Source organism: Pseudomonas sp. R3.Fl, assembly GCF_023516765.1.
GTDB classification, from domain to species: domain Bacteria; phylum Pseudomonadota; class Gammaproteobacteria; order Pseudomonadales; family Pseudomonadaceae; genus Pseudomonas; species Pseudomonas citronellolis.
This window is the reverse complement of the sequence record NZ_JAMGSO010000001.1, coordinates 1573309-1586288: the sequence shown is the minus strand read 5'-3', so window position 1 is coordinate 1586288 and position 12980 is coordinate 1573309. Positions and strand designations below refer to the sequence as shown.

At 67.7% G+C, this 12980-nt stretch carries 13 protein-coding genes; 8 read left to right on the top strand and 5 right to left on the bottom strand.

Annotated elements, in window-relative coordinates; all coding sequences use genetic code 11:
* Positions 1-38: 38 nt before the first annotated feature.
* Complete coding sequence (locus tag M8R19_RS06610) at positions 39-1859, bottom strand: acyl-CoA dehydrogenase C-terminal domain-containing protein (protein ID WP_249917370.1); 1821 nt, start codon at positions 1857-1859, stop codon at positions 39-41.
* 143 nt (positions 1860-2002) lie between these two features.
* Between M8R19_RS06610 and M8R19_RS06605 the strand changes: the two genes are divergently transcribed.
* The 4 genes from M8R19_RS06605 to M8R19_RS06595 all read left to right on the top strand — a co-directional run bounded on the left by M8R19_RS06605 (position 2003) and on the right by M8R19_RS06595 (position 4423).
* Positions 2003-2419 (top strand): MarR family winged helix-turn-helix transcriptional regulator, encoded by a 417-nt coding sequence (locus M8R19_RS06605; protein WP_043312766.1) that lies wholly within the window; start codon positions 2003-2005, stop codon positions 2417-2419.
* A 75-nt stretch (positions 2420-2494) separates the two neighbouring features.
* On the top strand, positions 2495-3691 hold the full coding sequence (locus M8R19_RS06600; protein WP_249920147.1) for an MFS transporter: 1197 nt from the start codon (positions 2495-2497) through the stop codon (positions 3689-3691).
* A complete protein-coding gene (locus M8R19_RS33145) occupies positions 3688-3810 on the top strand; it encodes a hypothetical protein (RefSeq protein ID WP_024128567.1) in 123 nt (40 codons plus the stop codon). Before M8R19_RS06600 ends, M8R19_RS33145 begins: the two co-directional genes overlap by 4 nt.
* A gap of 58 nt (positions 3811-3868) precedes the next feature.
* On the top strand, positions 3869-4423 hold the full coding sequence (locus M8R19_RS06595) for a glutathione peroxidase (RefSeq protein WP_009623611.1): 555 nt from the start codon (positions 3869-3871) through the stop codon (positions 4421-4423).
* An 803-nt stretch (positions 4424-5226) separates the two neighbouring features.
* Here M8R19_RS06595 and M8R19_RS06590 read toward each other — a convergent pair.
* The 3 genes from M8R19_RS06590 to M8R19_RS06580 form a co-directional block, all read right to left on the bottom strand.
* Positions 5227-6504, bottom strand: a complete 1278-nt coding sequence (locus M8R19_RS06590; RefSeq protein WP_074977238.1) for an outer membrane protein transport protein — start codon at positions 6502-6504, stop codon at positions 5227-5229.
* 175 nt (positions 6505-6679) lie between these two features.
* The gene (locus M8R19_RS06585) at positions 6680-7159 is read right to left on the bottom strand and encodes a hypothetical protein (RefSeq protein WP_074977236.1); all 480 of its coding nucleotides are present in this window, start codon (positions 7157-7159) and stop codon (positions 6680-6682) included.
* Between the two features lie 251 nt (positions 7160-7410).
* Positions 7411-8265, bottom strand: coding sequence for a sulfurtransferase (locus M8R19_RS06580; protein WP_043270950.1), 855 nt, complete (start codon positions 8263-8265; stop codon positions 7411-7413).
* A gap of 106 nt (positions 8266-8371) precedes the next feature.
* Here M8R19_RS06580 and M8R19_RS06575 point away from each other — a divergent pair, with 106 nt between their 5' ends.
* Positions 8372-9169 carry a lysophospholipid acyltransferase family protein gene (locus tag M8R19_RS06575; protein WP_249917369.1) on the top strand — a complete coding sequence of 266 codons (798 nt, stop codon included), beginning with the start codon at positions 8372-8374 and terminating at the stop codon, positions 9167-9169.
* 6 nt (positions 9170-9175) lie between these two features.
* On the opposite strand, the gene M8R19_RS06570 is transcribed toward M8R19_RS06575, so the two are convergent.
* The gene (locus M8R19_RS06570; protein ID WP_083426719.1) at positions 9176-10234 is read right to left on the bottom strand and encodes an SMP-30/gluconolactonase/LRE family protein; all 1059 of its coding nucleotides are present in this window, start codon (positions 10232-10234) and stop codon (positions 9176-9178) included.
* 135 nt (positions 10235-10369) lie between these two features.
* Between M8R19_RS06570 and rnd the strand changes: the two genes are divergently transcribed.
* From rnd to M8R19_RS06555, 3 genes are all read left to right on the top strand, one after another.
* Positions 10370-11509 carry a ribonuclease D gene (gene rnd / locus M8R19_RS06565; protein ID WP_074977230.1) on the top strand — a complete coding sequence of 380 codons (1140 nt, stop codon included), beginning with the start codon at positions 10370-10372 and terminating at the stop codon, positions 11507-11509.
* Positions 11506-11799 carry a YcgL domain-containing protein gene (locus M8R19_RS06560; RefSeq protein WP_009623596.1) on the top strand — a complete coding sequence of 98 codons (294 nt, stop codon included), beginning with the start codon at positions 11506-11508 and terminating at the stop codon, positions 11797-11799. The genes rnd and M8R19_RS06560 overlap by 4 nt, the downstream gene beginning before the upstream one ends.
* A 228-nt stretch (positions 11800-12027) precedes the next feature.
* Positions 12028-12960 (top strand): D-2-hydroxyacid dehydrogenase, encoded by a 933-nt coding sequence (locus tag M8R19_RS06555; protein WP_074977228.1) that lies wholly within the window; start codon positions 12028-12030, stop codon positions 12958-12960.
* The last annotated feature ends 20 nt before the right edge of the window (positions 12961-12980 follow it).

Sequence of the window (12980 nt, the reverse complement as noted above, 5' to 3'; positions counted from 1 at the left end):
CTACAACAACTGCCGGGACCTGGCAGACGCCCTACGGATCACTCGAAGGCGAAATGCTCCGCCTTCAGCCCCATCACCGAACGCACCGGCTTGGCCATGGCCGCCGCGTGGCCCTTGGCGCGGGGTAGCAGGCGGGCGAAGTAGAAGTCGCTGGTGGCGATCTTGGCCTTGTAGAAGTCGCTCGACTCGCTGCCGCCCTGGCGCAGGCGCTTGCGGGCCGTGGCTTCCTGCAGCGCCCAGGCGTAGGCCAGGGCGACGTAGCCGGAGAACATCAGGTAGTCGTGGCTGGCGGTGCCCACCAGGTCACGCTGCTTGCGGGCGCTCAGGGCGATGCGCAAGGTCAGCAGGTTCCACTGCGCGCACAGCTTCAGCAGCGTCAGCGCACGTCCACGCATGGCCGGTTCTTCCTTGAGCAACCCCGTGGCGAATTTCGCCACCACCCTGGTGAAGTCGCGCACCGCCTTGCCCTGGGTCATCAGCAGCACCTTGCGCCCGAGCAGGTCGAGGGCCTGGATGCCTGTGGTGCCTTCGTAGAGGGTGGCGATGCGCGCGTCGCGGACGATCTGTTCCATGCCGTGCTCGCGGATGTAGCCGTGGCCGCCGAACACCTGCATGCCCAGGTTGGCGCTCTCCAGGCCCAGTTCGGTGAGGCAGCCCTTGAGGATCGGGGTGAGGAAGCCGAGCTTGTCGTCCCAGCGTTCGTACTCGGCGTTGTCGCTGGTCAGCAGGCCCTGGATCATCTTGTCGGCGTACTGCGTGGCCAGGTAGACCAGCGTGCGGCCGCCCTCGGCCACGGCCTTCTGCGTCAGCAGCATGCGCCGCACGTCGCCGTGGTGCATCAGGCTGTCGGCCACCTGTTCCGGTTCCTTGGTGCCGGACAGCGCGCGCATCGAGCGGCGCTCGCGGGCGTAGGCCAGGGCGCCCTGGTAGGCCAGTTCGGCGGTGGCCACGCCCTGGATGGCGGTGCCGATGCGCGCGCTGTTCATGAAGGTGAACATGCATTCCAGGCCCTTGTTCGCCGGGCCGATGAGAAAGCCCCTGGCCTCGTCGAAGTTCATCACGCAGGTGGCCGAGGCCTTGATACCCATCTTCTTCTCCAGCGCGCCGCAACTCACGCCGTTGCGCGGGCCGAGGCCGCCGCCTTCGCCGGGCAGGAACTTGGGCACGATGAACAGCGAGATGCCGCGGGTGCCCCTGGGCGCGTCGGGCAGGCGGGCGAGGACGATGTGCACGATGTTCTCGGTGAGGTCGTGCTCGCCGGAGGAGATGAAGATCTTGGTGCCGGTGATGGCGTAGCTGCCGTCGGCGTTGGGCTCGGCGCGGGTCTTCACCTGGCCGAGGTCGGTGCCGCACTGCGGTTCGGTGAGGCACATGGTACCGCCCCAGCGGCCTTCGGTGAGGGGCGTCAGGTAGGTGCGCTTCTGCTCTTCGGTGCCGTGCTGCATCAGGGTGTTCATGGCGCCCAGGGACAGCCCCGGGTACATCGAGAACGGCCAGTTGGCGGTGCCGAGCATTTCCTGCTTGAGCGCGCCCAGGCTCATCGGCAGGCCCTGGCCGCCGTATTCCACCGGGTGCGACAGGCCTTGCCAGCCGCCGGCCACGTAGGCGTCGTAGGCTTCCTTGAAGCCCTTGGGCGTGCGTACCTCGCCGTTCTCCAGGTGGCAGCCTTCCTCGTCGCCGGAGTGGTAGAGCGGGGCGATCACTTCCTCGCAGAGCTTCGCGCATTCGCCGAGGATGGCGTCGACCATGTCCGGCGTGGCCTCGGCGCCGTTGATCAGGTTGCGGTAGTGCTCGGGGAAGTCGAAGACCTCGTTGAGCAGGAAGCGGGTGTCGCGCAGCGGGGCTTTGTAGACGGGCATCGCGGTGATCTCGGAAGGACGGTGGCGCAGTTATACGGCCGCGCACCCGGCCTGGCCTTGGCAGCGGCAACAGCCGGCACCTGGCAGATCGGACAATCGACCGCGATTGACCTTCGCGGGTATCGCGGGTATATACACGTATCATGCTGACCACCCAATGCCTCTGCACCCAGTTGCGCCGCGCCGCCCGAGGTGTCACCCGCGTCTATGACGATGCCCTGCAGGGCATCGGGCTGACGGTTGCGCAGTTTTCCCTGCTGCGCCACTTGGCGCGCCTGGAGCGACCGAGCATTTCCGAGCTGGCCGAAGCCATGGGCCTGGACCGCAGCACCCTGGGGCGCAACCTGCGCCCGCTGCAGGCCGAGGGCCTGGTGGAGCTGCAGGGCGATGCCGGCGACCAGCGCAACCGCCTGGTGCTGCTCACCGCCGCCGGGCGCGAGCGCCTGGAGCAGGGCGCGCAGCCCTGGGAAGCGGCGCAGCGGCGGATGTACGAACGCCTCGGGGTGGAGCGCCGCGAGCAACTGATGGCGTTGCTGGGGGAGCTGGAAGCCCTCGATTGAACGCCTTGCCAAGGGCGTTCGTATGGATGAATGCGGGTATATACCCCTGTTGGAGCGAGAAGAACAATGTCCAAGCTGTCGCGTGCGGGTTTCTGGATCCTGCTGTCCGGCGCCCTGATCCTGGCCCTGTCCCTGGGCGTCCGCCACGGCTTCGGCCTGTTCCTCGCGCCGATGAGCGCCGAGTTCGGCTGGGGCCGCGAGGTGTTCGCCTTCGCCATCGCCCTGCAGAACCTCATCTGGGGCATCGCCCAGCCCTTCACCGGGGCCCTGGCCGACCGCTTCGGCGCGGCGCGCGCGGTGCTGGTGGGCGGCCTGCTGTATGCCCTGGGCCTGGTCATGATGGGCTACTCGGACTCGGCAGCCAGCCTGTCGCTGTCCGCCGGGCTGCTGATCGGCATCGGCCTGTCCGGCACCTCCTTCTCGGTCATCCTCGGCGCCGTCGGTCGCGCCGTGCCGCTGGAGCGGCGCAGCATGGCCATGGGCATTTCCGCCGCCGCCGGCTCCTTCGGCCAGTTCGCCATGCTGCCCGGCACCCTCGGCCTGATCGGTTGGCTCGGCTGGTCGGCGGCGCTGCTCGCACTCGGCCTGCTGGTGGCATTGATCGTGCCGCTGGCCGGGCTGATGCGCGACAAGCCGCTGCCGGTGCAATCCCATGAACAATCCCTGGGCGAAGCGCTGCGCGAGGCCTGCGGGCATTCCGGTTTCTGGCTGCTGTCGCTGGGCTTCTTCGTCTGCGGCTTCCAGGTGGTGTTCATCGGCGTGCACCTGCCGGCCTACCTGGTGGACCGCCACCTGCCGGCCACCGTCGGCACCACGGTGCTGGCGCTGGTGGGGCTGTTCAATGTGTTCGGCACCTACATCGCCGGCTGGCTCGGTGGGCTCTTCAGCAAGCCGAAGCTGCTGACCGGGCTGTACCTGATCCGCGGCCTGGTGATCCTGGCCTTCCTCTGGGCGCCGCTGACGGTGTGGACGGCCTACGCCTTCGGCATCGCCATGGGCCTGCTGTGGCTGTCCACGGTGCCGCTGACCAACGGCACCGTGGCCACTCTGTTCGGCGTGCGCAACCTGTCCATGCTCGGCGGTATCACTTTCCTGTTCCACCAGGTCGGTGCCTTCCTCGGCGGCTGGCTGGGCGGCTACGTCTACGACCACACCGGCAACTACGACCTAGTCTGGCGGATCGCCATTCTCCTCTCGCTGCTCGCCGGCCTGCTCAACTGGCCGGTGCGCGAGCGCCCGGTGGCGCGCCTGGGCGTCGCGGAGGTAGCGTGAGGCCGCTATTGCGCCTGGGCGCGGCCGTGCTGGCCGCGGCGCTGCTGGGCCTGGCCTGGTGGGGCTGGCGGCATGGTGGCCTGGCGTTGTTGCAGGCCGGCCTGGGCCATTGCTTCTGAGGATTGCCGCGGGCGGGGCAGGGGAGTAGCGTCCTTCGATCGAAGAAGGAGAATCGCCATGTCCCGCTACCTGTTCCTCGGCCTGCTGTGCTGCCTGCCCCTGGCCGCCCAGGCTGCCGACTGCCCGCCGCTGCTGGCGCAGCAGGGGCACCTGCAGAAGCTGCGCTCGAAGGTCGACCTCGACCTCTGCGGGCTCTACGCCGGCAAGCCGCTGCTGGTGGTCAACACCGCCAGCCACTGCGGCTTCACCCCACAGTTCAAGGGCCTGGAGGCGATCTACCAGCGCTACAAGGGCCAGGGCCTGGAAGTGCTGGGCGTGCCCTCGGACGACTTCAAGCAGGAGGCCGACGACGCCGCCGAGACCGCCCAGGTCTGCTACGGCAACTACGGCGTGACCTTCAACATGACCCAGGTGCAGCCGGTGCGCGGCGACGACGCCATCCCGCTGTTCCGCGAGCTGGCGCGCCAGGCCGACCAGGCGCCGCGCTGGAACTTCTACAAGTACGTGGTGGACCGCCAGGGCAAGGTGGTGGCGCAGTTCCCCAGCCTGACCAAGCCGGATGATCCGGCCTTGCAGGCGGCTATCGAGAAGGCGATCGCTAGCCAGCCGTGAAGATGGAAAGGCCGTTCGTGCCACCGGGGCGTCTGGCGCGCTCGGTGAATCCAATCGCGGACAAAGTCCGCTCCTACGCCCTCCGGCAAGCACCAGACCCGTAGGATGGCGTTGAGCGAAGCGATACCCATCACCCCGGCCGCATGGGTTTCGCCAAGGCTCAACCCATCCTACGAAAAGCGCCTTGGCGCAGCCGGCAAGACAGTTGCTCCTACGCCCGTGCTTCCTGGAACCGTAGGAGCGGACTCCGTCCGCGATTCGGCGGATAACGCCGTAGGCGTTATGCGCCCTACGGATTTCCAGAGAAACATCCGAGCGCACCGGAGTGCCCCTTCAGAAGGCCGAGCGAAACCCGCGCTCAGGAGGTCATGCGACATGGATGTCGCGAGAGCCCCGCGGGCTACAGGGACGTACCCTCGGGGCGGGCCTCCGTGGCGGGGGAGTTCGCGAGGGTAGCCCGGCTTTATCGGGCCCGTATGTTGGGGCAAGCCTTTTTGGTTCCTTTTTGCGGGGGTGGCCTTCCACCGTTTGACAAAAGGGACTCGCCCGAGGGGGCGAAACAAAAAACATCCGAGCACGCCGAAGCGGCGCAAACACACCCAAACAAGACGTCTCTGGGTTCCCGCGTTCGCGGGAATGAGGGGGGTGAGGATCGGAGCGAGGGATCAGGATTCGCAAGCGAAGCCACAGCCCCATCCCAAATGAAAAAATGCCGTTTCCCCCATGGAGAGAAACGGCATTCTTTTTAAGGGAACAGCATCAGGACATCTACCCGGCTTTCCCCATGCGCTGGCGACTAACTATCAGAAGCGATAGGTCACCTGCGCAGTCAAACCGTGAGCGCTGTTGTCATACTTGGCGCTGTAGGCCGGCTGCACGTTCAGGCCAAGGACGCTCGGGCCGTCAGGCTGGTTCACGCTTGCGGTGTTTTCCCACAGGTAGGCGTAGGCCACGTCGACGGTCAGGTCGGCGTTCGGCGACCAGCCGGCGCCCAGGGTGAAGATCTTGCGATCGCCCACCGGGATACGCACGTTGCGGTCCGCGTTGCTGGTCGGCGACGGATCGTAGGCGAAGCCGGTACGCAGCACCCATTCCGGGGTCAACTGGTAGGAGGTGCCGACGGCCACCGACCAGGTGTCCTGCCAGTTCAGCTCTTCGCCGATGGTGTTGAACTGGGCGACCGGGGCGCCCTGGTTGCGCACGCTGATTTCCTTCAGGCGGCTCCAGCGCGTCCAGGTGGTGCCGCCGTACACGGTCCACTTGTCGTCCAGCTTCTGGGTGATGGACATGTCCACCGATTCCGGCAGGGTGATGTCCAGCTTGGCGTCCATGCGCGAGTCGAACAGGCCCAGCGGCGAGCCGGACACGGTGGTGTGGCCGCCCAGGTGGTAGTCGACCTTGGAGTGGTAGGTCAGGCCCAGGCTGGTGCTGTCGGTCGGGGTGACCAGCACGCCGACGTTGTAGCCGATGGCGGTGTCGTCGCCCTTGATGCTGATCTTGGTGTCGTTGGCGGCGCCGGCCAGGCCGGCGGTGGCCAGGTAGTTCTCCAGCTTGCCGTCGATGCGGTTGAAGGTGGGGCCGAAGCCGACCGACACGACATCGTTGAACTTGTAGGCGATGGTCGGCTGGACGGTGATCACCTGGACCTTGCTGTAGGAGCCGTGGGCGCGGCCCTGGAAGCTGCTTTCGTAGTCGTTGATGATGCCGTAGGGCACGTAGATGCCCAGGCCGAAGGTGAAGTCTTCGTTGATCGGCGTGGAGAAGTAGCCGAACGGAACGGCGGCCAGGGGCACGGAGTCGCCCTTGTTGGTGCCGGTGCCGCCACCGTGGGCCTGGCTGATGTCGTCCTTGGCGTCGACGACGGCCAGGCCGCCGCTGACTTCGGTGCGCTTGAGCTTGGACAGGCCGGCCGGGTTGCCGTAGATGGTGCTGGCGTCGAGCGCGGAGGAGGCACGGCCCGCGTAGGCGGTGCCGGCGCCGCTGGCGCTTTGTTCGTTGATGGCGATGCCGTTGGCCAGGGCCTGGGCAGAGGCAGCGCTAATCGTCAGTGCGAGAGTGGTTTTGAGCCATGTTGTTTTCATTGTAAGAGCAACTCCTGTGGTCAACGGCGCGCAAGCTACCAAGATTCCCAGGCCTTTGGTAGTACCTCTGGGGGCTCTATATCGGGCATTTGCGCGTAAAGTGCCGTCCTTGTGCGAGGTTTTCCCTTCGTTAATGTATGTAAATGAAAGTTGACTGATCGGTCATTGATCGCGATCAGGCGGCGAGCAGTGGATCGCCTATGTACGCCTGCCAGGCGTCGAGGAAATCACGCAGGTGGCCGTGGGGCTGGAAGACCCGCCGCCAGACCCTGGCCTGGCCGAGGTGATCGGTGGGGGCGGGCAGTGGCAGGCGTTCGGCCTCCACCAGCATCCAGGCGATGGCGGTGCTGTAGCGCAGGTTCACGGTCAGTTCCAGGTGCGGGGCGTCGAGGAAGGCGTGCTGGCTGGCCAGGCCGCGCACGCGGCTGGCGAGGTTCGGGTCCAGGGCCAGGTAGCGGTCCCAGAGCTGCTGGTGGCGGTATTCGTCGATGCGGAACAGGCCGTGTCCGCGGCCATTGTCCAGGCTGCTGCCAAGCGCCGATTGACAGGCCGCCGCTCCCAGCAACAGCGCCTCGGCCTCCCCGCTGTGACGTTCCAGGTACAGCAGGGTGGGCCGGATGACGTGCTGTCGCAGGTCGCAGGCGGCGATTCCCATGGTCTTGTCCCTCAATGAACGGCGGGGCTGGGCGTCTTGGCAGCTTCTGATGTTCTCCTGGGCCCCGCCGTAAGCGGACTTAGCCGCTCGATTTGAAGTGTAGTGCGATAAACCCGCTGTAAAGGACTGTTTTTAAATTGTTTTGACTTTCTGCGGCGCAGGCATATTCCTCGATGTGATTAGTCGATAGCGGGTTACTGTGCCGGGGAAGGAGCCCCAGGCCGCGTCAGCCGCGGCCTGGGGCGGGGGCGTCAGGCGCCGGTGGCCACCGGGTGCCGCGGGTCGGTGATCCACTCGCTCCAGGAGCCGGCGTAGAGGCGGCCCAGGGGATAGCCGGCCAGGCTCAGGGCGAACAGGTTGTGGCAAGCGGTGACGCCGGAACCGCAGTAGGCCACCAGCTCCTGGGCCGGACGGCCGCGCAGCAGGTGGGCGAAGCGCTGGTGCAACTGCGCTGGCGGCAGGAAGCGGCCGTCGCTGCCGAGGTTGTCGGTGAAGGCCGCGCACTGCGCGCCGGGAATGTGCCCGGCGACCGGGTCGATGGGCTCCACCTCGCCGCGGAAGCGCGGCTCGGCGCGGGCGTCGATCAGCGGCAGCTGCGGGTCGGCCAGCAGCGCCGAGAGTTCGCCGGCGTCGATCAGCAGGCCGTTGTCCGGCTCGCCGTGGAAGGCGCCCGTCGGCACCGCCGGCTCGGCGGTGGTCAGCGGCAGGCCGGCGGCGCGCCAGGCGTTCATGCCGCCGTCGAGCAGGTACACGCCGTCGCGCTTGCCCAGCCACAGCAGCAGCCACCAGGCGCGGGCGGCGAAGGCGCCGGGACCGTCGTCGTAGAGCACCACCTCGTCGCTGTTGTCCAGGCCCCAGGCGCGCAGGCGCTGGATCAGCGCGTCGGCGTCGGGCAGCGGGTGGCGGCCGGTCACGCCCTTGACCACCGGGGCCGAGAGGTCGCGTTCGAGGTCGGCGTACTGGGCGCCGGGAATGTGGTTCTCGGCGAACACGCGGGCGCCGTAGCCCGGGTCGTCCAGGGCGAAGCGGCAGTCGAGGATCAGCAGGCCGGGTTCGTCCAGGCGGGCTGCCAGTTGTTGCGGGCTGAGCAGGCGGGCGAGTGACATCGTACGGGTTCCTGTGTCGTGACGGTTTCCTCGCGCATCATAAGGCTTGTGCAATGGAAAACGCCGGTTCGCGGCGGCTTTCTTCGATCCGATGGAGTTTTCGCCCATGTTCAGTCTGCAACCGGCGACCCAGGCGGCCTCGCGGGCGCGCGTCTGCGCCATCGCCCTGGCGACCGGCCTGATCACCCTCTACTACAGCCTGCTGGTGCTGTCCCTGGCCGCCATCGGCCGCCTGCGCCGCGAGCGCGTGGACCGCTACACCCGCCAATGGTCCGGCATGCTGCTGCGCCTGGTGCGCATGCGCCTGAGCGTGCACGGGGCCCTGCCGGACTTCGGCGACGGGCGGCGCTACATGATCCTCTGCAACCACTCCAGCCACTACGACATCCCGGCCAGCTTCGCCGCGCTGCCCGGCTCGATCCGCATGCTGGCCAAGAGTGAGCTGTACCGCATCCCGGTGCTCGGCCGGGCCATGCGCGCCGCCGAGTTCCCCTCCATCGACCGGCACAACAGCCAGCGCGCCCGCGCCGACCTTCAGCGCGCGCGGCAAATGATGGAGAGCGGCATCGTGCTGTGGGCGGCGCCGGAAGGCACCCGCTCGGACGACGGGCGCCTGCTGCCGTTCAAGAAGGGCTGCTTCCGCCTGGCGCTGGACACCGACGCGGTGATCATCCCGGTGGCCATCCGCGGCATCCACCGGGTGCTGCCGGCGCGCACCTTCGACCTCAACCTGGGCCAGCCGGTGGACCTGCTGGTGGGCCGCCCGGTGGACGCCGCGGCCTTCCACGGGCAGGGCCTGGACGCCCTGATGGGCGAGGTGCGCGGGCGCATGCAGGACCTGCTGGAGCCGGGCGCCGCGAAATGCGCCGAAGCGGCCCGCGAGGAGCCGCTGGCGCTGGGCTGAGGCGCTTCAGCGAATCTTCAGGCGGCCGATGCGGTCGTTTTCCAGGCTGCCGAAGTAGAGGTAGTCGCCCACCGGCTTGGCCGAGGTGATCATGCGCAGGTGCTGGCCGCTGGTGTCGTGCAGGCTGCGCACGATCTGGCCGTTCTCGTCCACGGCGATGACCAGGCCGTAGGGCACCGGCTTGGGCAGCAGCGCGCGCGGCAGCTTGGTCAACTGGCGCTTGAGCCAGGGCTGGCCGAGGATGAAGTCGGCGTCGGCCTTGCGCGGCGTCGGCAGGGCCACCCAGAAGGTGCCCTTGCGGTCGCCCTGGAGGTTGTCCGGCAGCCCCGGCAGGTTGTCGATGAAGATGTCCTGCTGCCCGGCCTTCGGGCCTTTCAGCCAGTAGCGGGCGATACGGTAGCGGTAGGTCTCGTTGACCAGCACGAAGTCCTCGTTGGCCGACAGCGTCACGCCGTTGGCGAAGTACAGGTCCTTGAGCAGCACCTCGGTCTTGCCGCTCGCCGGGTCGTAGCGCAGCAGGCGGCCGTGGGGGCGGGTCTCCAGGTAGTCGAGGATGTAGTCGGGCTGGTGGAAGCGGCTGGAGGCGTCGCTGAAGTAGATGCGCCCGTCGCTGGCGATGTCCAGGTCGTCGGCGAAGGCGAAGGGCAGGCCGTCAGCCTCGGTGCTGAGCACCGTGATCTTGCCCTGCGCGTCGATCTTCAGCAGGCCCTTCCAGGCGTCGGCGACGATCAGGTTGCCCTGGGCGTCGAAGTCCATGCCCAGCGGGCGGCCGCCGGTCTCGGCGAAGGTGCTGACCTGGCCGTTGTCCAGGCGCACCACGCGGCCGTCGTCCAGGCCGGCGTAGACGCGGCCCTGGGCGTCCACCGCGGTGTCTTCCGGGCCCTTCACCTGGCCCAGGCCGAGCAGTTCGGCCTTCATCAGGGTGTCGTTGGGTTCCAGCACGCCGGTCATCGGCGGCGCCGGCGGCGGGTTCCAGGCCACGGGGTCGATGGGGCTGGGGGTGATGGCGAGGTAGACCGCGGCGGCGGCGATCAGCAGTACCAGCAGGCTTGCGAGTTTCTTCATCATGAAGGCTTCTTGTCGGGGTTCCTGGGGCAGGAAAGATAAGCCTTCGTTCGCATCTGTACAGCCTTGCAAGCAAAAGCGGAATGCTCGGACATCATCCAGCCCGATATACTGCGCTCCACGTGAAGCAAGGAGATGTTCGTGAGCGCCCTCGATATCCGGTGGATCCGCGACGATGCCAGCCTGGCGCAGCAATGCCGGGACTGGAAACAACGGCCGTACCTGGCACTCGATACCGAGTTCATGCGCGTCGATACCTTTTACCCCGAAGCCGGCCTGGTGCAGGTCGGCGACGGCGAGCGGGCGTGGCTGATCGACCCGCTGCTGATCCGCGACTGGTCGCCCTTCGCCGAGGTGCTGGAGGCGTCCTCGGTGGTCAAGGTGTTCCATGCCTGCGGCGAGGACCTGGAAGTCTTCCAGCGCCTGACCGGCAGCCTGCCGCAGCCGCTGTTCGACACCCAGCTGGCCGCCGCCTACCTGGGCATGGCGCATTCCATGGGCTACTCCAAGCTGGTGCTGGAAATCCTCGGCCTGGACCTGCCCAAGGACGAGACGCGTTCGGACTGGCTGCAGCGCCCGCTGACCGACATGCAGGTGCGCTACGCCGCCGAGGACGTGCAGCACCTGGCCGAGGTCTACGTGAAGCTGGCGCCGCGCCTGCCCGAGCACAAGCTGGCCTGGCTGCTGGCCGACGGCGCCGACCTGGTCGCCAACCAGACCCGCGTCAGCGACCCGCGCCAGGCCTGGCGCGACGTCAAGCTGGCCTGGAAGCTGGCCCCGCAGCAGCTCGCCGTGCTGCGTGAACTCTGCGCCTGGCGCGAGGAGCAGGCGCGCCTGCGCAACCAGCCGCGCAACCGCATCCTGCGCGAGCAGACGCTGTGGCCGCTGGCGCGCCTGCAGCCGAAGGACAAGCTGGCGCTGTCGCGCATCGACGAGATGCACCCGCGCACCGTGCGCCAGGACGGCGACACCCTGCTGGCGCTGCTCGCCCACGCCGCCGCGCAGCCCGCCGAGCAATGGCCCGAGCCGCTGCCCGAGCCGTTGCCGCGCGAGGTGACGCCGCTGCTCAAGCAACTGCGCGAGGTCGGCCAGCGCGAGGCCGAGCGCCAGGGCATGGCCCCGGAGCTGATGCTGCGCAAGAAGATTCTCGAGGCGCTGCTCAAGAGCGGCTACCCCGATGGCCCCTACCGCCTGCCCGATTCCCTGCAGGGCTGGCGTCGTGAACTGATGGGCCAGGCTCTGCTGGACTGCCTGGCCGCCCCGGAGAAACCATGAAACGCATCTGCTCCATCTACAAGAGCCCGCGCAAGAACGAGATGTACCTGTACGTCGACAAGCGCGAGGCCCTGAGCCGCGTGCCCGAGGCGCTGCTGGCGGCGTTCGGCGCGCCGCAGCACGCCTTCGACCTGGTGCTCAGCCCCGAGCGCAAGCTGGCCCGCGAAGATATCCACAAGGTGCTGGAGAACATCGAGAAGCAGGGTTTCCACCTGCAGATGCCTCCAGTGGAGGAGGAATACATCGAGCACCTGCCGGAAGAGTTGCTGCGCATGAACGATCCGTTGTAAGCGTCGAAAAGTCGTCGCTGTCGCGAATTGGTACGAAATTGCTGTGCAAGTTGTAGGCTCAAGAGCATTATTGCGTCAGAAATTGCCTGAGTAAGCGGAACGCCTGGGCTTCCTGCCGGTCTACAGGCCCTTCGTTCAACTCGCAAAAAATCGCCGCTGCATGCAGGGACGATAACGACAATGCCAATCAACGTGCCTACGCCTTGCCACCCCGGTGCGATCTAGACCATGCGCCTGCTCATCCTCGATCGCGAACACACCCTCTACGCCGCGCTGACCATGGCTGCCGAGCCCAGCCTCAGCGTGGTGTCCGGCGACAAACCCGACAACCTCGTCGAGGCCGCCGCCGAATGTCCCGTGTGGCTGGGCGAGCCCGACCTTGTGGCGCAACTGCTGCGCAAGGGCGTGCACCCCGTCTGGGTGCAGTCCACTTGGGCCGGCATCACCCCGCTGCTGGCCGACGACCTGCCCAAGGACTACGCGCTGAGCCGCGCGGTGGGCATCTTCGGCCAGGTGATGAGCGAATACCTGCTGACCTACATGCTGGCCCACGAGCGCCAGTTCCTCGGCCGCCTGGCCAGCCAGGTCGGCAGCCAGTGGGACGACCGCGCCCCCGGCAGCCTGCGTGGCCGCCACGTGCTGCTGGTGGGCACCGGCGAGATCGGCCTGGCCGTGGCGCACATGCTGGCGGCCTTCGGCGTCGAGCTGACCGGCGTGGCGCGCACGCCGCGGCCGCTGCAGCCGTTCCAGCGGGTGGGTTCGCTGGCCGAGTTGCCGCGTCTGGTGGAGACTGCCGACTACGTGGTCAACCTGCTGCCCGACACCCCGGATACCCAGGACATCTTCGACCTGGCGCTGTTCCAGCGGATGAAACCCTCGGCGCTGTTCATCAACGCCGGGCGTGGCGTCGCGGTGGTCGATGCCGACCTGGTCAGCGCCCTGGAAAGCAACCGTCTGGCCGGCGCCGTCATCGACGTCTGCCGCCAGGAGCCGCTGCCGCCGCAGCACCCGTTCTGGAGCGCGCCGCGCCTGCTGCTCACCGGCCACACCGCCGCGCCGACGCTGCCGGGGCCGATGGTGGAACTGTTCCGCGAGAACCTGTCGCGCTTCTGGGCCGGGCAGCCCATGCGCGGCGAGGTGGACTTCACCCGCGGCTATTGAAAGCGGGCGCCCCGCGCGGG